The 18,903-nt window shown below is 68.9% G+C and carries 20 protein-coding genes; 13 read left to right on the top strand and 7 right to left on the bottom strand.

Features of this window, described 5'->3' with window-relative positions; genetic code table 11:
* Positions 1-100 precede the first annotated feature (100 nt).
* Positions 101-751: a DUF1707 SHOCT-like domain-containing protein gene (locus ACWFRU_RS41415; protein ID WP_453693905.1), complete on the bottom strand. Its 651-nt coding sequence runs from the start codon at positions 749-751 to the stop codon at positions 101-103.
* 249 nt (positions 752-1,000) lie between these two features.
* Here ACWFRU_RS41415 and ACWFRU_RS41410 point away from each other — a divergent pair, with 249 nt between their 5' ends.
* The 3 genes from ACWFRU_RS41410 to ACWFRU_RS41400 all read left to right on the top strand — a co-directional run bounded on the left by ACWFRU_RS41410 (position 1,001) and on the right by ACWFRU_RS41400 (position 4,484).
* The gene (locus ACWFRU_RS41410; protein ID WP_453693903.1) at positions 1,001-1,480 is read left to right on the top strand and encodes a hypothetical protein; all 480 of its coding nucleotides are present in this window, start codon (positions 1,001-1,003) and stop codon (positions 1,478-1,480) included.
* 177 nt (positions 1,481-1,657) lie between these two features.
* Positions 1,658-2,896 carry an MFS transporter gene (locus ACWFRU_RS41405; RefSeq protein ID WP_453693901.1) on the top strand — a complete coding sequence of 413 codons (1,239 nt, stop codon included), beginning with the start codon at positions 1,658-1,660 and terminating at the stop codon, positions 2,894-2,896.
* 403 nt (positions 2,897-3,299) lie between these two features.
* Complete coding sequence (locus tag ACWFRU_RS41400; protein WP_453693929.1) at positions 3,300-4,484, top strand: PP2C family protein-serine/threonine phosphatase; 1,185 nt, start codon at positions 3,300-3,302, stop codon at positions 4,482-4,484.
* Positions 4,485-4,526: 42 nt separating this feature from the next.
* Here the strand turns inward: ACWFRU_RS41400 and ACWFRU_RS41395 are convergent, their stop codons facing one another.
* Positions 4,527-5,471, bottom strand: coding sequence for an SDR family oxidoreductase (locus ACWFRU_RS41395; RefSeq protein WP_453693899.1), 945 nt, complete (start codon positions 5,469-5,471; stop codon positions 4,527-4,529).
* 285 nt (positions 5,472-5,756) lie between these two features.
* Between ACWFRU_RS41395 and ACWFRU_RS41390 the strand changes: the two genes are divergently transcribed.
* From ACWFRU_RS41390 to ACWFRU_RS41380, 3 genes are all read left to right on the top strand, one after another.
* Entirely contained in the window at positions 5,757-6,596 is an 840-nt protein-coding gene (locus ACWFRU_RS41390; protein WP_453693927.1) for a helix-turn-helix transcriptional regulator, read from the top strand.
* Positions 6,597-6,714: 118 nt separating this feature from the next.
* Positions 6,715-7,317 carry a TetR/AcrR family transcriptional regulator gene (locus tag ACWFRU_RS41385; protein WP_453693897.1) on the top strand — a complete coding sequence of 201 codons (603 nt, stop codon included), beginning with the start codon at positions 6,715-6,717 and terminating at the stop codon, positions 7,315-7,317.
* Positions 7,310-8,176 (top strand): alpha/beta fold hydrolase, encoded by an 867-nt coding sequence (locus ACWFRU_RS41380; protein WP_453693895.1) that lies wholly within the window; start codon positions 7,310-7,312, stop codon positions 8,174-8,176. The genes ACWFRU_RS41385 and ACWFRU_RS41380 overlap by 8 nt, the downstream gene beginning before the upstream one ends.
* Positions 8,177-8,246: 70 nt before the next feature.
* On the opposite strand, the gene ACWFRU_RS41375 is transcribed toward ACWFRU_RS41380, so the two are convergent.
* Both ACWFRU_RS41375 and eno read right to left on the bottom strand, forming a co-directional pair.
* Entirely contained in the window at positions 8,247-9,056 is an 810-nt protein-coding gene (locus tag ACWFRU_RS41375; RefSeq protein WP_453693893.1) for a leucine-rich repeat domain-containing protein, read from the bottom strand.
* 71 nt (positions 9,057-9,127) lie between these two features.
* Positions 9,128-10,417 carry a phosphopyruvate hydratase gene (eno, locus tag ACWFRU_RS41370; protein ID WP_453693891.1) on the bottom strand — a complete coding sequence of 430 codons (1,290 nt, stop codon included), beginning with the start codon at positions 10,415-10,417 and terminating at the stop codon, positions 9,128-9,130.
* A gap of 158 nt (positions 10,418-10,575) precedes the next feature.
* On the opposite strand from eno, the gene ACWFRU_RS41365 reads away from it, so the two are divergent.
* From ACWFRU_RS41365 to ACWFRU_RS41340, 6 genes are all read left to right on the top strand, one after another.
* A complete protein-coding gene (locus ACWFRU_RS41365; protein ID WP_453693889.1) occupies positions 10,576-11,019 on the top strand; it encodes a MarR family winged helix-turn-helix transcriptional regulator in 444 nt (147 codons plus the stop codon).
* Between the two features lie 267 nt (positions 11,020-11,286).
* On the top strand, positions 11,287-11,718 hold the full coding sequence (locus ACWFRU_RS41360) for an STAS domain-containing protein (protein WP_453693887.1): 432 nt from the start codon (positions 11,287-11,289) through the stop codon (positions 11,716-11,718).
* 77 nt (positions 11,719-11,795) lie between these two features.
* Positions 11,796-12,407, top strand: a complete 612-nt coding sequence (locus tag ACWFRU_RS41355) for a response regulator (RefSeq protein WP_453693885.1) — start codon at positions 11,796-11,798, stop codon at positions 12,405-12,407.
* Positions 12,404-13,519, top strand: a complete 1,116-nt coding sequence (locus tag ACWFRU_RS41350; RefSeq protein WP_453693883.1) for a PAS domain-containing sensor histidine kinase — start codon at positions 12,404-12,406, stop codon at positions 13,517-13,519. Before ACWFRU_RS41355 ends, ACWFRU_RS41350 begins: the two co-directional genes overlap by 4 nt.
* A complete protein-coding gene (locus tag ACWFRU_RS41345) occupies positions 13,516-13,920 on the top strand; it encodes a response regulator (RefSeq protein ID WP_453693881.1) in 405 nt (134 codons plus the stop codon). Before ACWFRU_RS41350 ends, ACWFRU_RS41345 begins: the two co-directional genes overlap by 4 nt.
* A 90-nt stretch (positions 13,921-14,010) precedes the next feature.
* Positions 14,011-14,484 (top strand): ATP-binding protein, encoded by a 474-nt coding sequence (locus tag ACWFRU_RS41340; protein ID WP_453693879.1) that lies wholly within the window; start codon positions 14,011-14,013, stop codon positions 14,482-14,484.
* A gap of 71 nt (positions 14,485-14,555) precedes the next feature.
* On the opposite strand, the gene ACWFRU_RS41335 is transcribed toward ACWFRU_RS41340, so the two are convergent.
* Both ACWFRU_RS41335 and ACWFRU_RS41330 read right to left on the bottom strand, forming a co-directional pair.
* Complete coding sequence (locus ACWFRU_RS41335) at positions 14,556-15,824, bottom strand: FAD-dependent monooxygenase (protein ID WP_453693877.1); 1,269 nt, start codon at positions 15,822-15,824, stop codon at positions 14,556-14,558.
* Positions 15,821-17,218 carry an MFS transporter gene (locus tag ACWFRU_RS41330; RefSeq protein WP_453693875.1) on the bottom strand — a complete coding sequence of 466 codons (1,398 nt, stop codon included), beginning with the start codon at positions 17,216-17,218 and terminating at the stop codon, positions 15,821-15,823. The genes ACWFRU_RS41335 and ACWFRU_RS41330 overlap by 4 nt, the downstream gene beginning before the upstream one ends.
* Positions 17,219-17,318: 100 nt before the next feature.
* Here ACWFRU_RS41330 and ACWFRU_RS41325 point away from each other — a divergent pair, with 100 nt between their 5' ends.
* Positions 17,319-17,960, top strand: coding sequence for a TetR/AcrR family transcriptional regulator (locus tag ACWFRU_RS41325; protein WP_453693873.1), 642 nt, complete (start codon positions 17,319-17,321; stop codon positions 17,958-17,960).
* A gap of 59 nt (positions 17,961-18,019) precedes the next feature.
* Here the strand turns inward: ACWFRU_RS41325 and ACWFRU_RS41320 are convergent, their stop codons facing one another.
* Positions 18,020-18,565, bottom strand: a complete 546-nt coding sequence (locus tag ACWFRU_RS41320) for an MOSC domain-containing protein (RefSeq protein WP_453693871.1) — start codon at positions 18,563-18,565, stop codon at positions 18,020-18,022.
* Positions 18,566-18,903 lie beyond the last annotated feature (338 nt).

Raw genomic sequence — 18,903 nt, 5'->3', positions numbered from 1 at the left:
TTTCCACTACGACGCCGCCACTCTCCTACAGTTCCTCAGTAACCACAAGAGAGCACGAATGAAGGAAGGCGTGCCCCACCCGCACGACGGAGATCGCCGCTCACCCCAAGGACGCGGGCCTGCGCAGCAACCACTGCCCGAACGTCCGGCGCGGGGGCCGCACCACCACACGGCCGTGGGCCTTTTGACCGACCAGCTCCACGCGCAGCCTTGTCGGTACGCCCGGAGGCGTCCGCGTGCCGTGGTGCACCAACTTGCAGTGGACCAGGGTCAGGCCGTCGGCATCGACCTCTACGCCCGGCCCCGTGATCAGCGTCAGACTCTTCCCTGCCATGGCCACGTCGATCCGAAGGGTGTCCTGCGTGATCACGGCCTCGGTGAAATCGAGCGTCACGTCGCACCAGGTCACCGCGAGCTCCAGCCGCCGCGGCACCACCCAGCGTCCGCGGCGTTCGACGGCACCGCTGTGGACCTGCTCGATCCGGACGACGTCCTTGACCTCTGCCACAGCCGTACCACCCGTGATCGATACGGGTGGCAAGTCGGTGGTGAGCGCGGCCAGTTCATCCAGAGTCCGCGCCGACAGAGCGGTTTCCAGGCGCTCGTCCAACTCCTCCGCGGTCAGAAGTCCGTCCCCCGCCGCGACACGCAGCACGTCGACCACCCGGTCCCGGTCCGCATGAGAGGCCCGCAGCCCGGGCGACGAGCCGGGGCCGTCGTGCTTACCGGTGGGCGGATTCTCTCCCGACATGCTTCCGTCCTGGTCCTGTCGAACGCTCTGCGCGACGCAGGGAGCGGCGCACGTAGAAGGCTAAAGCTATATCGCGACATACGCCCTTGCCGAGCCCTGCCGGACTTTGCTGGGCCTCGCCGGGCGTTTTGGGCCGCTGTGACCTCACTCCTGGCCCGGCCCGGCAGACGGAAGCCCTCGCTCACCAACCTGCGCGCGCAGCAGCGTGACGAAGGCCTGCGCCGGCAAGAAGGTGACAGCATGCCGCGCATGGACTGGATGCCTCTGCTCTCCACGCTGTCAGGTGCCGCCATCGGCATCGCCGCCACCCTCGTCGCCGATCGCAACAGGTGGCGTCGCGAGGAGGAGCGGCACGCCCTGGAAGTGCGGCGTGGCGTGTACACCGAGTACGCCGTCGCCCTCAAGGACGCGGGGGAACAGATACGCGCTGTCGCCCTGGGCGATCACATGTCGGAGTCAGCGCGCGACGCGGCGGTACGCGAAGCCTTTCGTGGAACCGGATTGCACAAGGCCGGCGAGCAGCTCTGGCTCGTGGGCCCGCCGGCCGTCGTCGCGGCCGGGAACGAGGCGTTCCACAGCCTGCGTCGGATGCGCGACGCCTATGCCCGCGGGGTCCAGGTCGGGTCCGCGGAGGACCGGGCCTTCGTCCAACAGCGCCGCACGGCCATGGCGGAGATGCGCCGCCACATGCGAGAAGACCTGGGCTTCGGCCCCCTCGGGATCGAGTGACCACATCGACTGAACATGCCGGCCCGGTCTGGTGGGCTGTCCTCTTCCGCAAGGGCTTCTGGGCGGTGCCCGTCGCGCCCCTGGTCGTAGCCGGCGTCCACAGAGGCCTCGTACAACCGCTGTTAATCTGCGCCCATGATCAAGGGGAGATCAGACGCAGCCGGACGAATAGCGCGCATGGCAGGAGACACCCGGTCCGAACGTGTGCTGATCCTGGCCAGCTTCGTGAACCGAGTCGGCAACGGCCTCTTCAACAGCGCATCCGCGCTGTACTTCACCCTGGTCGTGCAACTCCCGGCAGTGCAGGTGGGCCTCGCCCTCACCGTCGCCGGACTGATCGGCCTGCTGGCAGGAATTCCGGGCGGCCACCTCGCAGACCGGCGAGGTCCGCGCACCATCATGATGCTGGCTCTCGCCGTGCAGGCGGTGGCGATGTCTGCCCTCGTCTTCGTCGAGAGCTGGTTCGCTCTCGCGGCCATCGCCACCATCGACCAACTGGCCGCATCCGCGGGAGGAGCGGCATGGGGAGCCCTCGTCGTCCGGGTCGGAACCGATCAACCCGCGCTCTTCCGGGCCAAGTTGCGCACCTACGTCAACCTGGGCGTCGTCCTGGGCACCGTCGGCGCCGGACTCGCCGTGGCCGCCAATACGCGAACCGCCTACCTGGTGCTGATTCTTGGCAACGCCGCCAGCTTTGCGCTCTGCGCCCTTCTCCTGTTTCTGCTCCCCAACTACAAGGCGTTGGCAGCTCCGCCGCAGCAACGCCGCTGGATCGCGCTCCGCGACCGCCCCTTCGTCACCTTCACAGCCCTTTTTGGGGCCATGGGACTGCAATACCCGGTGGTCTCCCTGCTTCTGCCGATCTGGATCTCGGAACACACGGACGCACCCCGCTGGACGGTGCCCGCGGTGTCCGCGCTGAACGCCGCCGTCTGTGTCCTGCTGCAGACCAGAATTGGTTCCCGCATCGAAACCTCCCGCGACGGCGGCCGGGCGTTTCGCACCGCGGGGCTCCTCTTCCTGGTCAGCTGTCCGCTGATGGCGCTGACCGCACACGCTCCCATCTGGGCGGCCGTCGGTCTGGCGGTCGCGGCGATCGTCGTCCACAGCCTCGGAGAGATCTGGGAGTCCTCGGCCGGATTCGCCCTCGGATTCGGCCTTGCGCCCGACCATGCCCAGGGCCAGTACCAAGGCCTTCTCGGGCTCGGCTTCAGCGCGGGCCAGGCGCTGGCCCCGGCCATCCTCACCACCCTCGTGCTGGGGTACGGCACGACGGGCTGGCTGTTCCTCGGCGTGTGCTTCGCGACCGTGGGCGCCGTCGGCCCGCCCCTTGAACGCTGGGGCACGCGCACGCGATCCAGGTACGGAGCATCGACGGCGGGTTCCGGCACGGCGGCCGACGAGGCACGCACGTGAGGGCGTAGACGAGGCCACCCGCAGGTTGTTCAACTGCCGCCGCCAGCCGGTCGCAAGCCCCGGCGCCTTGCGCACTTGTGCGGCCGCACCTCTGTCGACGGCTCGTACCCAAGTTCGGCTTCGCCAACCGGTTTGGTTGAACCGGCCGCCCACTGCCAGCATCTGCGCGCGCTGGATGTGTGGGCCTCGCCACTGCCTGACCAGTGATGACACCTGTGCCGCTCGGGCCGATCTTGGAGTCAAACATGCAGGTCAACGCCTCGGATGCGCTGCGGGCGCACCCCGCACGCCACCCCGGGGGACAGACCGGACAGAACAGGGCCGAGGGCCGGGCGTGACGAACGTACTGGGTGAGATCGGCGAATCCCGGGGAAGAAGTGGCGACGAGACGATGGAGGTTGCCATGGATGGTAGAGATCTGGAACTGGGCGAGCTTCTGGCCGCCGCGGAATCAGCGCCGCCCGGGGAGTCCGTCGGTGTCATAGCGCACGATCTGCGCAAGCGGTTCGGGGCGGATCGTGTGTCGTTCTTGTTCGTCGATCTCATGGAGCAGCAACTTCTGCGCCTGAGCGCGCCCGCCGAGGGAGAGGCGGCGGATGCCGCGGAGCCGCTCGATTTGCGGGGCAGCGTTTATGAGACAGTCCTGCGCGACCAGCGCCAGCATGTGGAGCCGGACGGTCAGGGCGGACGGCGCGTGATCTCGCCGGTGACCAACCGTGGCGACTGCATCGGCGTGCTGGAGGTGAGCCTGCAGTATGCCGATGACGCCGTGCTCGGACAGATCCGCGAAGCAGCTCACGCACTGGCTTACATCATCGTCACGGACCGCCGCTTCACCGACCTCTATCACGCGGGCCGACGCACCACCCGGACCAGTCTGGCCGCCGAGATCCAGCATCAGTTGCTGCCCTCGGCCTCTTGTTGTGAAGCCCCGCAGTTCACCCTCGCCGCGGGCCTGGTCCCGGCCGACGACATCGGTGGGGACACCTATGACTACACGCTCGATCAGGACGCGTTGCACCTGTCCATCACGGATGCCATGGGCCACGACACGGACTCCGCTCTGCTGGCCACGTTGGTGATGGCCGCGTTGCGCGGTGCCCGCCGCACCGGTTGCGACGTGCTGCAACAAGCCCGTCGCGCCCACGAGGCGTTGCTGGCCCACAACCGCGGGCTTGCCACCGGGCAACTGCTCTGCGTCCGCCTCGAGACGGGCACCTGCGAACTGATCAACGCGGGGCACCCCTGGCCTTTGCGTCTGCGGGAAGGCTCCGCGGAGGTCGAGGAGGTCGAGCTGTCCATCAACCTGCCGTTCGGGGTGGCGTCACCCATCTCGTACCGGCTGCAGGAGCTTCAGCTGACTCCGGGCGACCGCCTGGTCCTGCTCACCGACGGCATGCAGGAACGCGGGGCATCGGCCGTCGATCTGGCCTCTCTCATGCGCGACACCCGCGCCTTCCATCCCAGGGAGGCCGTTCGCACCCTGACCACCGCGGTCCTGGACGCCTGCCGCGGCAACCTCAAGGACGACGCCACCGTCATGATCCTGGACTGGCACGGCCCCGCCCAGCCCGCCACGGACGCCTAGGCCGGCGCGGCGCCAACCACGCACGATGCGGCGGCGAGTCTCTCAACTGACCAGGAAGGGAACCTTCGTGAGTTCTTCGGAGACCTGCCAGACGCGCTGGGCTTCCTCGGTGCTGCGAAGGCGCGAGTAGAGCTTCTGCTCTGCGGGAGGCCCGCCCAGGTGCCCGAGTCCGCGTGGCCCGTAGAAGCCGCCTCGCTCGGCCTCGGGTGAGGTGGCGGCGTACAGGGCGGGGAGTTTCGCGGTGTGGACGGTCCCGACGACGATCCCGCGGGCAGACAGCGCCCGGATCATTCGGACACCCATGGTGTCCTTGGCACGGCCCACCTCGGGGCGGGCGGCGAGCAGGTTCGTCGGAGCGACCCCGGGGTGGGCGAGGTTGCTCGTGATGCCCCAGCCGTTGGCCTGGCTGCGCCGGTCGAGTTCGAGGCCGAAGAGCCCGAATGCGATCTTCGACTGGCTGTAGGCCCTCATGCCGTCGTAGGAGCGTTCCCAGTTCAAGTCGTCCCAGTTGATGGCGTTCTGATTGACCGCCACGCTGACCTGTGAGGTCACACGTGCGTGACCGGCGCGCAGCAGCGGCAGCAGGTGGGCCGCCAGGGCAAAATGCCCGAGGTGGTTGGTGCCGAACTGGAGCTCGAACCCGTCCACGGTCGTCTGCCGGTCGGGCGGAGTCATGACACCGGCGTTGTTGACGAGGATGTGGATCGGCCGGCCCTCCTCGCGCAGGGTCTCGCCGAGGGCTGCCACGGAGGCGAGTGAGGACAGATCGAGCGCGCCGAGGGACACGTTCGCGTGCGGGGCCGCCTGTCGGATCGTGCGGATCGCGGCCTCGCCCTTGCGCGGATTGCGTACGGGCAGCAGCACCTCGGCCCCGGCCGCCACGAGCCTTGTGGCGAGGCCGAGCCCGATGCCGTCGCTCGCTCCGGTGACGACGGCGCGCTTGCCGGTCAGGTCGGGAACGGTGATGTCGATGGTTGTGCGCGGCATGTGCCCACTCCTGTGGTGATCGGTTGCGGGGTGCGGGGCGTGTGGGTGCGGGGTGCGGGGTGTCTGGGTGCCTTCGCCGGCGTACAGCACGTCGGCGCTTCCTCGGGGGAATGCAAGCCACGAAGTTCGCGTACGTCACCCAGCCTCGGATGGCTCAGTAGAGGCGGCAACCCATGAAGGGGGGACTGACGATCCGTGGATGTCGAGGGGCGCGGGCGGTAGAAATGAGCAGGTACGAAGGCATGCACGGTGACGGAGCCGCGCACGGCGACGGAGGCACGCACGGTGATCGATCGGACCGGCCTTGCGGAGTTCCTGCGGCGCCGTCGGGAGTCGTTGCAACCCGAGGACGTGGGTCTGCCGCGCGGACAGCGCCGAAGGACGCGCGGGCTGCGGCGCGAGGAAGTGGCCGCGCTGTGCCACATGTCGACCGACTACTACGCGCGCCTGGAGCGGGAGCGCGGACCGCAGCCGTCGGAGCAGATGATCGCCTCCATCGCGCAGGGACTCCACCTCTCCCTGGATGAGCGCGACCATCTCTTCCGGCTCGCCGGACAGACCCCTCCCCCGCGGGGCGCGGACAGCGAGCACATCAGCCCCGGCCTGCTGCGCATCTTGGACCGGCTGCACGACACCCCCGCGGAGATCGTCACCGAGTTCGGTGAGACGCTGCGGCAGACCCCGCTCGGCATCGCACTCAACGGCGACCTGACCGTCTACAGCGGCCCTGCCCGCAGCCTCGGCTACCGCTGGTTCACCGACCCCGCCACGCGACAGCTCTACGCCGCCGACGACCATCCGTTCCTCACCCGCATGTTCGTCTCGGGCCTGCGCGGGGTGGCCACGCTGCGGGGCCCCGGTTCCCGCGCGGCCCACTACGCCGACCTGCTGCTCGCCCAGAGCGAGGAGTTCCGTCAGGTGTGGAGCGACCACGAGATCGGTATCCGCCCCCACGAGGTAAAACACTTCGTCCACCCTGAACTCGGGGCGCTGGAACTGACCTGCCAGACGCTGCTCGATCCCCACCAGTCGCATCTCCTGCTCGTCTACACCGCCGCCCCCGGCAGCGAAAGCCTCGAAAAGCTGCGCCTGCTTTCCGTCATCGGAGCGCAGGCGCTGCGCTGACGCACCGGAGCCAAGAACCACAGCGAGCCACAGCCAGGACCCGGGACGGGCCCTCTACTTGCTCTTCCTAGGACCCCTAGGTTTATCCTAGGGGTCCTAGGAATGAGTTGGAGGGCACATGGCGCGGGCACGGCTGACGGCGGAACGGGTGACGCTCGCGGGCGCCGAGTTGGCGGATGAGGCAGGGCTTGACCAGGTGACCATGTCGCAGGTGGCCCGGCGGCTCGGCGTGAAGGATGCGAGCCTCTACACGCACGTACGCGGGCTGGAGGATCTGCGTGGACGGATCGCGTTGCTGGCGGCGGACGAGAAGACCATCCGCATCGCCGAGGCGACCGCCGGGCGGTCGGGCAAGGACGCACTGGTCGCCTTCGCGAACGCCTGGCGGGAGTACGCACACAAGCATCCGGGCCGCTATATGGCGACGCAGACCCGGATCGAGATCGACCCTGAGCTCGTCGCGAAGGCGCCCGGCCCCCGGCGTGCGGTCGAGCTGACCTACGGCATGCTGCACGGCTACGAACTGGCCGAACCTGACCTGACCGACGCGGTCCGGTTGCTGCGCAGCACCTTCCACGGGTTCGTCGTCCTGGAGGCCACGGGTGGGTTCGCACAGCGACGTACGCCGCAGCAGTCCTGGGCTCGCGCCCTCGATGCCCTGCACACCCTCCTGGAGTGCTGGCCCCGACCCGAGAATAAGAAAGAGATTTCTCATGACTGACCCGACCATCGGCAGCCTGCGCGTGAACGGCGCGACTCTGCATTACGAAGTGCGCGGCCAAGGCCCGCTCCTGCTGCTGATCCCCGGGGGCTCGGGCGGGGCGGCCTCCTTTGACGAGCTCGCCGACGACCTGGCCGTCGAATACACCGTGGCCACCTACGATCCGCGCGGCATGTCCCGAAGCACGCTGGACGACCCCGAGGCCGAGCAAAGCGTGGCCGAACATGCCGACGACGCCTTCCGCATACTGGAACTGCTGTCGCCCGGTGAGCCCGCCCGGGTATTCGGCTCCAGTTCGGGCGCCATCGCGGCCCTGCATCTGCTCACCACCCACCCTGAGCACGTGCGACGCGTCGTGGCGCACGAACCTCCGACGGTGGCAGTGCTGCCGGACGCCTCCACCCATCTCGCCCTCGTGGCGCGCGTGCAGCAGGTATTCCGCACGCAGGGGCTCATGCCTGCGATGAACGTGTTCGCCGCGGGACTCAGGAAGGACGCCGACACCGGCACCCACGCCCACGACCACACCCCCGCCGCCGAGCCGAAGGCCGAGATCGAGCTTCCGCCGCAGGCAGCGGCGAGGGCTGAGCAGACCATGGCCAACCTGCCGTACTTCGTCGACCGCATCGTTCCCAGCTTCATGCCCTACACGCCGGACATGCACCGCCTGGCGGAGCTGTCGGATCAGCTCGTGCTCGCCGCGGGTCAGGACTCACGAGGTGAACTGGCCTACCGCCCGGCCGCACTCATGGCCGAGCACCTCGGCACGGAACTCCTTCATTTCCCGGGCGGGCACACCGGCCTGACCACGCATCCCGCCCAGTTCGGCGAGCTCCTTCGCAAGGCATTCCGCGACTGAAGCACCTCACACCTGCTGGTGGACCCCGCCACCCCGCCACCCCGCCCCTTCGAAACCGCGAACTGACCGGTCAGTCCTCGTCAGACGACGGCTGCTCAACTCGGCCGCCCTTGTGCGGCGTCGGGATGTAGTCGTCAGCGCCCCTGGGCAGGGCGGCGACGCACGCCGGTGAGCAGGCGTTCACCAGCAGGGGCAGTACGTCGGTGGCCACCCGCAGCGAGATCCACCTCTGATGGAGTTCGCCCCCGCCGATCGGACCGTCACAGACGCTGCAACGGTGGACGGCCGTGACGCCCCAGCGTCGGGGGTCCAGGTTGCCCGGGTCGAGTTCCCCGGCGGAGTCCTCCGCAGTCTGCAGGCGCGGGAAGGGCGGCCGGAACCTGTCGTTGCCGAACAGCGCGCGTGTGCTCACCGTGCTGCGGGTCAGCTTGGTGCACCGGGTGAGTTCATAGGGGAACCAATGCAGCCGGCGCGAGGTGTAGGGCGTGAACTCCTCCAGGTCGGTCATGGCCCCGATCTCGGGCGGGATCCGGACCAGGTTGCTGCCGTAGAGCACGAGATGCTTGACCGCGGCCAGCCGGGCGATGCTCGAAGGCAGGGTGACAATCTGCCTCCGCTCTTCCGGGCTCAACTCCACCAGGGGACGGAATTCCTCGCGCCCGTCGGCGACGGCCTCGTCGATCAGCTCAAGCAGACGTCGCCAGCCCGGCGCGGAGGTGTCCTGGCGCTCGGCGTGAAACCCGACCCGGGCGCGCGGAGCCGGCCCGTACTGGTTGAAGCACGAGCAGGCGTCCTGGCGCGCTCCACGCCCCTCCGCGCTCGGGTCCGACGTGTCACCCCAGCGGTTCACGAAGAGCTGCGGCTCTCTGTCGCTTTTCATGGCGCAACGATACGAGGGCCGACTCAGCTCGCCCGACCGGTTATTCGGGCCCGGCGCCCGCCCGGCCGAGCTCACCCAGCGGCGTATCCGTACACCGCCGAACCCCCCAGCTCCTGCTCGATCCGGATGAGTTGGTTGTACTTGGCCGTGCGGTCCGACCGGGACAGGGAGCCCGTCTTGATCTGCCCGCACCCGGTGGCCACGGCCAGGTCCGCGATGGTCGTGTCCTCCGTCTCGCCCGAGCGGTGCGACATGACCGCCGCCCAGCCGGCCCGCCGCGCGGTACTCACCGTCCCCAGTGCCTCGGTCAGCGTGCCGATCTGGTTGACCTTGATCAGGACCGCGTTGCCCACCCCCGTACGAATGCCTTCTCGTACCAGCGCTTCGTTGGTGCAGAAGACGTCGTCCCCGGTCAGCTGGCACCTCTCGCCGACCCGTGCCGTCAGCTCGCGCCATCCGTCGTGGTCGTCCTCGGCCATCGGGTCCTCCACCGAGACGATGGGGTACGCGTCGATCAGCTTGGCGAAGTAGTCGACCTGTTCGGTGGGCGTACGCCGTACCCCCTCCCCCGCGTACTCGTACACACCATCCCGGTAGAACTCCGAGGACGCCGGGTCCATGACGAGGCCGATGTCCGCGCCGGGCCGATACCCGGTCCGCTCGATCGCGGCCATGACGAAGTCCAGCGCCTCCTCGGCCGTGCGCAGCGCGGGTGCGAAGCCGCCCTCGTCGCCGACGGCGGTGGAGTGGCCCGCGGCCAGCAGGTCGCGGCGGAGCGTGTGAAAGACCTCGGAGCCCATCCGGACGGCCTCCGCGAAGGTCTTCGCGCCCACTGGCGCGATCATGAACTCCTGGAAGTCCAGGGGATTGTCGGCGTGGGCGCCACCGTTGACGATATTCATCATCGGCACCGGGAGCACGCGGGCGTCGGCCCCGCCGAGATAGCGGTACAGCGGCTGCCGGTGCGAGTGGGCGGCGGCCTTCGCCGTGGCCAGGGACACCCCGAGCAGGGCATTCGCGCCGAGCCGCGCCTTGGTGGGCGAGCCGTCGAGGGCGACGAGCGCGGCGTCGAGGCCGGCCTGGTCGTCGGCGTCGCGCCCGGTGACGGCGGCCGCGATCTCGCCGTTCACGTGGGCCACGGCCCGGTCGACACCCTTGCCGTGCCACCGCTGAAGGTCGCCGTCGCGCAGTTCGACGGCTTCGCGGGCGCCGGTGGAGGCGCCGGAGGGCACTGCGGCACGGCCCAGTGATCCGTCGGCGAGGACGACGTCGACCTCGACGGTGGGGTTGCCGCGACTGTCGAGGACGGTGCGGGCGGTGACGCCGTGGATGGTGGTCGGGTCAACTGCAGGTGCGGGCATGGGAGTTCCTCCCCGTTGTCGCCTGTCGGGCCGTGGCTGCGACGACGCTGGCGCTCGGCCCGACACGAGAAAACAATACAGCACTGCTGTTCAGTTCTGCTGTTTAGTCATGCTGTTCAGTTCTGCTGCGCGACGGCGGTTCCGGGTTAAAGTGCCCCATGCCCACCTCGCAAGCCGCCACCGTCGCCGCCGAACTGCGCACCGCGATGGGCAAGCTCACCCGGCGCGTGAAGCACGAGGACCGGATCCCGCACGGGCAGGTCGCCGTTCTCGGCGTCCTGGACCGCGACGGCGCCATGACCACCAGCGACCTCGCGGCCGATCAGCGCGTACGCCCGCAGTCGATGGCCCGCTCGGTCGGCCTCCTCCTCGAGCAGGGCCTGCTCACCCGCACCGCCCACCCCACCGACGGCCGCAAGACCCTGCTCGACTTGTCCGACGCGGGCCGGGCCGCCCTGGAAGCGGAACGCGGTCGCAGGGCCGGCTGGCTGGCCCAGGCCATCGAGGCCGAACTCAGCGACGAGGAGCGTGAGTTGCTCGCGCGCAGCGCAGCCCTGATGGAGCGGCTGGCCGCCCGCCAAGGCCTGTCCGAGCGCCCCTGAGGCCACCGGCCCACTGCGCCGCCGCCCGACATTTCGCCTCTACCACATCCAGGCCCCGCACCGCCCGCTGCCGTCAACCTCCGCTGACACGTGTTGACTTCCACGTCTAGTGCAGATTCACTAGAGCGCAACTGATGCCCTCGCACTATGAGGCTATGAGGTAGTGATGCCGCAGCTGACAGCAGGAGAAGCCTCCGCGGGCAGGGATCGCGGGATCGCCCCACGTTCGTACGCGTCGCACGTGAGCACGGAGAGGCGCGGAACGCTGTGACCTTCCCCCCGTTCACGTCGCATGCCGTCGTTCATTCCGGCCGTGCCCGGGTGACGCTCGCCGGTGAACTCGACTTCGACACAGCGCCCTGTGTCCTCGAGGCGGTCGACGCCTGCCTGGCCAAGCAGCCGACGAGTTTCTGCCTCGATCTGACCGGCATCTCCTTCTGCGACTGCGCCGGTCTGAACTCCCTGCTGACGGCGCGGCTTTCCGTCCTTCAGTCAGGCGTGGATCTTCTCGTCGCAGGGGTCGGAATCCAGTTGGAGCGGCTCCTCGCGTTGATCGGGGCCGACGACATCTTCACCGAGGGCGACACCTTCACGGACGCGGAGGCGGAAAGCGATCCCCGCCCTTCGGATACGGCCGCAACCCACCGCCGCACAGCGGTGACCGCCGACGAGTCGCCCCTCCGGGACCTTCTGGCATGATCGTGCAGTCCGCCACCTGCAAGGATGCACCAATGCCTGCCTCTCCCCCGCACAGCCGTCCGATCAGAATCCTGCTGGTGGAGGATCACGACATGGTGGCCGAGGCCATCCGCCTCGCCCTGGAGCGGTCGCCCGATCTGCAGATCGTGGGCCACGCCGCGTCGGTGGCATCGGCGCTGGCCGACGCGAAGCAATGTGAACCTGATGTCGTGCTGATGGACCGACGCCTGCCGGACGGCGACGGAGTCACCGCCATCGCCGATCTGCTGGCACTCAGACCGAGCGCGCGAGTACTGGTCCTGGCGGGCGAAGGCAGCGCATCGGTGGCCGCGCGCGTCGCGGAGACCGGCGGGGCGGGCCTGATCTTGAAGGCCCGCGGACTGACCGAGCTGGAAGACGCCGTTCGCCGGGTGGCAGCCGGTGAGGTGGTCTTCAGCCAGGAGCTGCTGGGCGACGTATTGGGACGGCTGGCCGGCAGAACGCCGAGCCTCGGCGCGAACCTGACTTCGCGGGAGCGGGAAGCTCTCCAGCTGCTGGGGCAAGGACACAGCACCAGCGAGATCAGCGCTCAGCTGGGGGTCGCTCTCAACACCGGGCGCAACCACGTCCAGCGGGTCCTGGAGAAGCTGGGAGCGCGTTCCCAGCTGGAAGCCGTGACGATCGCGCGACGTGAAGGACTCCTTTCGTGACACAGGAGCCGCGACAGCAGAGGCGCGCGCGCAAGCAGGCGGCTCCGATGTCGGAAGCCGCGTTCACCCTGCTCGTGCAGGGCGTGCTGGACTACGGCATCTTCATGCTCGACCCGCAGGGCTACATCATCAGCTGGAACGCGGGAGCGGAGCGGATCAAGGGATACCGCTCCGAAGACATCCTCGGACAGCACTTCTCCGTCTTCTATCCGCCCGAGGACCAGGCCTCCGGCAAGCCCCAATGGGAGCTGGAGACCGCCGTGGCCGACGGCCGGCTGGAGGACGAGGGGTGGCGCGTCCGCAAGGACGGCTCCCGCTTCTGGGCGAACGTGGTCATCACCGCTCTGTGGGACGAAAAGGGCGTACTACGGGGCTTCGGCAAGGTCACCCGCGACATGTCGGAGCGGCGGGCCGCGCAGCACGCCCTCAGCGAGCGTCGACGCCTGTTCGACCACCTGGTCCAGGCGCAGGAAACGGAACGACGCCGCATCGCGTGGGATGTCCACGACGACTCCATCCAGGCCATGGTCGCCGTGGCGATGCGGTTGGAACTGCTGGCGGATCGCGTGCCGGAGTCGTACGCCGCGGAACTGCGGCACCTGGACACCTCAGTGCGCGAGGCGATCGGTCGCCTGCGCACTCTGACCTTCCGGCTGCATCCGCCCGGGATCGACCGCCATGGTCTGGTCGACGGCCTGTCCAGCCACTTGGCCGATGTCGTGGGCTCCTCCTGGGGCATGCCGTACTCCTTCGAGCACCAGCTGGATCAGGAACCCTCGCCCGAGACCGCCATCACCATCTTCCGTATCGTCCAGGAGGCATTGCTGAACGTGCACAAGCACGCGCGTGGCAGCAGAGTCGACGTCCGTGTCGCGTCCGCCGACGGGGGCATCGTGACGCGCGTCGTGGACGACGGAACCGGCGCACCCATCGCACACGACAGCGCCCGTGATCACTTCGGGGTCATCGAGATGCGGGAAAGAGCCGAAACGGCCGGCGGCTGGTGGTCCATGCACAGCCGGCCCGGCACGGGTACGACCGTCGAGTTCTGGCTGCCGAACCACCCTCCGGTTTCCCCACCCCCTGCGGCGTCCCCGGACGACGCGCGGTGACCGCGGCGACTCCCGCGGACGGCAGCCCCCGCTCACCGCTCGGCGTGGTCCTGTGCGATGACAACGCGCTGCTCCTGGAGACCCTGAGCGAGGTCGTGCAAGCGCAGCCCGACCTGAAGGTCGTGGGCACCGCGCGCGACAGCGAAGAGGCGCTGCGGCTCGCCTCCCACCTGCAACCGGACCTCGTCATCCTGGATGTCCGCTTCCCCGGCGGCGGCCCCGCTGTCGCCAGAGGCATCGCGCAGTGTGCACCGGGCAGCCGTATCGTGGCGTTCTCCGCATACGACGACAAGGGCTCCATCGAGCAGATGACGAACGCGGGCGTTCTTGAGTACGTACTCAAGGGAGCCAGCAACAGGGAACTTCTCGCAGCTCTGCGCCGGGCGGCACAAGTCAGCTGAACCGTCGCCTCCCGCCGGGCGGATTAAGCGGAGTTATGGGGGTAGTCGGCCCGCATGAGGCCGGGCTGATCGAGGAGCAAGGCGGACTGCATGGATCAGACAGCGGGCGATGACGGCCAGCCGTCGGCGAGCAACGGGTCCGTGACGGTCTCCCAGCTGTTCGAGGGCAGCGAGGGGATCGCACGCGCGCGGCATCTGGCCCGAGACTTTTTGGCAGACCTACGATCCGTATACGGGCTCCCCGTGTCCAGTCGGGCCGTGGGGATGGTGGAACTGGTGGTCAGCGAGCTGGTGACCAACGCCCGCAAGTACGCGCCAGGGCCATGTCTGCTCGCCCTCGCGGTGCAGGGCGCGGACATCGAGGTCACCGTACGGGACAGCAACTCCGCGCTGCCCGCGGTCTCGGCGCCGGATCCGAGCCGCCTCGGACAGCACGGCCTGGAGGTCGTGCAGGCCGTGTGCCGGAAGCTTCAGGTGGACCGGGAGCCGTCGGGCAAGCGCATCACCGCGGTGCTCGGCCTGGCCGATGACGCGGACGGGAACGCGGCCGACCGCCGCGTGTGACCTGCCCCCTGCTCTTGGCGCACGGCTCGTGGCGCAGAGATCTTGGCGCACGGTTCTTGGCGCACGGTGCATCACCTCGTGGGCATGACTTCGGGCAGGGTAAGTGCTGAGTGGGCGCGTCGGCCCTGGTTCGCGGGCATGGTGCTGAGGTTGCGCAGCATGTCGTTGCGCCGGGCGAGGGCGCGCGTCGTGGTGGGGAAGAGCGTGGCGTCGCCCTTGGCGATCTGTCCTTGGTTCGCGGTCACGAACGCGCGGGTCTCGTGTTCGTAGGCGGCGAAACCCGCGGCGGTGTCCCGGTCGGCCAGACTAGCGGCGAGCATGTACGCACCGACGAGCGCGAGGCTGGTGCCCTGGCCGGTGAGGAACGAGGGTGCGTATGCGGCGTCGCCCACCAGGGCGACCCGGCCGCTGGACCAGCGCGGCATGCGGATCTGGCTGACCATGTCGCCGAACAGGTCGTCCGCGTCGTGCAGGGCGGCGATCATTCCCGGCACCTCCCACCCCGCATCGGCGAAGACCGAGGCGATCAACTCCCGCTGGGCTGCTGGTCTGTGGTAGGTGTCGAAGGGCGGTTCCGGTCGGGCGAAGTTCAAGAAGGCGTGCACTTCGTCCGTGTTCTCCACGGCGTAGAGGGCAGCGGCTCTGCCCGGGGTGTTCCACATCATGATCTCGTGGGAGAGATCGAAGGTGTTGCGCATGGTGAACACGGCGAAGCAGTACCCGAGGTACCGGTGGAACTGTTCTTCGGGGCCCAACAGCAGCTCGCGGGTACGTGAATGCAGGCCGTCAGCGCCGACCACTAGGTCGAACGTACGGCAGCCGCCCCCGCGGAAGGTGACGTCGACCCCGTGGCCGGACTGGTCGAGGGTGTCGATGGAGTCGTCGAACAAGAACTCCACGTCGTCACGGACCGCGGCATACAGAGCGTCGGTCAGATCCCCGCGCCGCACTTCGATGTCCTCCCCCGCGACACCCCCGGCGACGGCGTGCGGGTTGATCGCGGCCACCGTGCCGCCGTCCGCGTCCAGGAAGGTGATCCGGCGCGTGTCGATGTGCGCGTCCCGCAGCCGGGGCAGGATCCCCATCCGCCGGACGACCTCAAGAGCGGTGCCGCGTACGTCGATGGGGTAGCCGCCGCTGCGTGGTGTGGCCGCCTTCTCCACCACCGTGACCGCGTATCCGTGCCGGGTGAGCCAGAACGCGAGGGCGGGACCCGCGACGCTGGCCCCCGATATCAGGACCTTGCGCCTCGGCGACGTACGGCCGCTCGTACGGCTGCCTGTCTGCCTGCCCGCCTCTCTGCCCGCCTGACCGCCCGTCAACTGGCCAATGTGGGTCATCGCTTGACTCCTTTGTTCATGGTGCGGACGACGAGCAGGGACAGGGCCGTGACGATGCCGGCGACGACGAAACCGGTGACGAAGGCCGATTCGGCCGGATCGTCCGCGCCGGGGCGGGTCCCTGCCGTGAGGATGGCGCCGGAGATCTGGGCGCCTGCGGCGAAGCCGATCACGCGCGTCACCAGGACCAGGCTGGTGGCGGTGCCGGTGTTCTCGTGATCGACGGAAGTGGCGGTCCTGACGACCATCGCCGTGATGCACACACCGCTGGCCAGAGCGATCAGCGCCTTGCCGACGGTGAGCTGCCAGACCTCGGTGTGCAGGAAGGCCAGGGCGAGCAGCGTGGCCGTCATGACGCCGATTCCTGCCGCGACCACGGCACTTGAGCCGAAGCGCCGGGCCGCGGCCCCGCCCAGCGGCCCGCTGATCGCCCCCGCGATGGCGCCGGGCAGCAGATACCGACCGATGTCGGTGGCGTCGGCCCCGAAGCCGTAGCCGTCAGCGGACACCGCGAAGAGCTGCGGGACGAGATACATCGACACTGAGGTGCCCACGCAGACGGCGAAAGTGACGACGTACGAGCTCCAGATCGCGGGCCTGGCCAGCAGGTGCAGATCGACCATGGGTGAGGGAGACCGGCGTTCGACGGCGGCCCATCCGGCCACCAGGAGGGCCAGGAGCGCGACGAGCGCGGCGAGGGCGAGCGGCCGGCTGCCGACCTCGGGCGCCATCGAGAGCCCGAGCATGAGGGTCAGCAGAATGCCGCTCAGCAGGGCCAGTCCGGGCCAGTCGATCCTGGCGTCGGTGCGGGCCGGTGGATCATCCGGCATCAGCTGATGGACGGCCAGGGTCGCCGCGACGATCGCGAGCGTCGGAAACGCGAACATCCAGTGCCGGGAGAGCCCTTCGGCGATGGGCCCCGCCATCAGCGTTCCCAGCATGCCCCCGCCGACGAACAGCCCGCTGACCACACCGATGGCCACCTGGGACTCTCCCGTCGAGAGGTGCTTGCGCACCAGGATGAACGAGAGGGGCATCGCGCCGACCATGGCGCCTTCCAGCACCTGGCCGAGCAGCAGCACCGGCAGGTTCGGCGCCAGCGAGGACACCAGACCTCCGGCCGCGACCACCGCCATCAGCCGGAGCATGACGCGTTTTCCGCCGTAACGGTCACCGAGGTTGCCCGCTACGGGCGTGACGAGCGCACCGGTGATGAGCAGGGTGATGCTGAGAAGTGCCCCTTGGGCGGGGCTCATCGATAACTCGCGTTGTAACAGCGGGAGCGTCGGTGTCACCACCGACTCCAGGGCCCCGGTGGCGGCGGCCAGCGCGCCGAGAGCCGCGATCGCGGCTTTCCCGATGCGGACTTGGGGCGCCGGGGTTGTGATGGTCATGAACTTCCCTTCGCTCGTTGCCGGGTGAGACGGGGTAACTCCCGCCCCCTGACCCAGAATTACACTACACGGTGTAGTAAAGTCGAGTTAAGATACGCCCATGCCAACCACGAAGACACTGCGCGAGGGGTCCACGAAGAAGCGGGCCGCCATCCTCTCCGCGGCCCGGGACCTGTTCCTCGCCGACGGCTTCGACCGCACCAGCGTCGACGCGGTCGCCGCCCGGGCCGAGGTGTCCAAGCGGACGGTCTATGACTACTTCGGCGACAAGCAGACGCTGCTGCAAGCAGTCGTCGACGGCATCGGCCAGTCGCTGATCACCACGATCCGGCGCATCCTCGACGACACCCTCATCGACCCCGCCGACCTCACCGAGACCGCCGACCTCGAGGACGTGCTGGTCACGTTCTCGATGCGCATCGCCACCGACATGCTCGGCTCAGCGGAGTACGCCACCCTGCAGAGACTGGTCCGGACACAGTCCGGCCAACTGCCGGACGGCGGCGAGAACTCCATGGCCGACGCCCCCGACGAGGCACTCGCCGAGCGGTTCGCCGCGCTCGCCGAGGCCGGCCTGCTGGACGCCCCCGACGCCCGCCTCGCGGCCGACCAGTTCATCGCGCTGACCTTCAACGTCCCGCTCAACAGGTTCGGTTCGGCCAACGCCGCGGAGGACACACGGGTCCGGCCGCTCATCGTCGAGGGAGTACGGACCTTCCTGCGGGCCTACCGCGCCAAGTAGCGGCCACGTGGCGCCCGTTGGTCACGCGCGGGCCATCGGCCCTGGGCCCGCTCCAGCGGCTAGACCCGTTCCAGCGGCCGGTGCGGGAGGAGCGGGGTCTCGACCCGGATCGGATCGTCGGGGCGAACGACCCCTCCACGGCGGACCACAGCCATGACGCCGCTCTTGAAAGTGAACTCGCCGGATACGGGGTCCATGGCGAACACTTCACCGAGCAGCCCCCTGCGGAAATCGTTGATCTTCGAGCAGGGGTTCCGCAGGCCCGTCACCTCGATCACCGCCTGCTCCCCCAGATGCAGCAGAGCACCGGTGGGCAGGCCCAACAGGTCCACCCCGCGCGTGGTGACGTTCTCACCGAGCTGACCCGCGCGGACCGTGAATCCCTTGAGCGCGAGCTCGTCGAAGAGCTCCTCCTGCATCAGGTGAACCTGGCGCAGATTGGGCAGGTCCGGCTCGTAGGTCATGCGGAACTGGTGGCGGATCGTCTCACCCGCGTGCACATCTCCTTCCACGCCGAGCCCCGCGAGCAGCTTGATGGAATCGCGATTGGGCTTGCTGAACGAGTACACCTCGTTACGGCTCACTGCCACGACCTTCGCAGCCATCGCGCCCTCCCCTGCTGTCGTTCCGCGGACGGTCGATCTTAAAGGCGGAGGGAGGAGCTTGTAGCATCGTCGGCATGTCTGGCGCTTCGTGCGCGGCCGCTTGTGCCGCGGTGACGAGGACGCTCCGCTAGCGGCGGGGCGTTCGTCTCACTTCTGTTGAACGATCCGTCGCTCCGTGGTCGTACCGGAGCGGCACGCTCGTGCTGCTCCGAACTCCCCCTTAGTAACGGAGCACTCGGTGTTTTCAGCCTTGATCTAGCGCGGAACCCCGGGCCTTCAGGCCCGGGAGGAAGCGCTTCTCAAGATAGGGGTGACCCGCGCGGGTGCACGGGTCTGCA

It is taken from the genome of Streptomyces sp. NPDC055099 (genome assembly GCF_053607685.1).
Note: the sequence above shows the minus strand (reverse complement) of the source record. Positions and strands in the feature narration are given on the sequence as shown.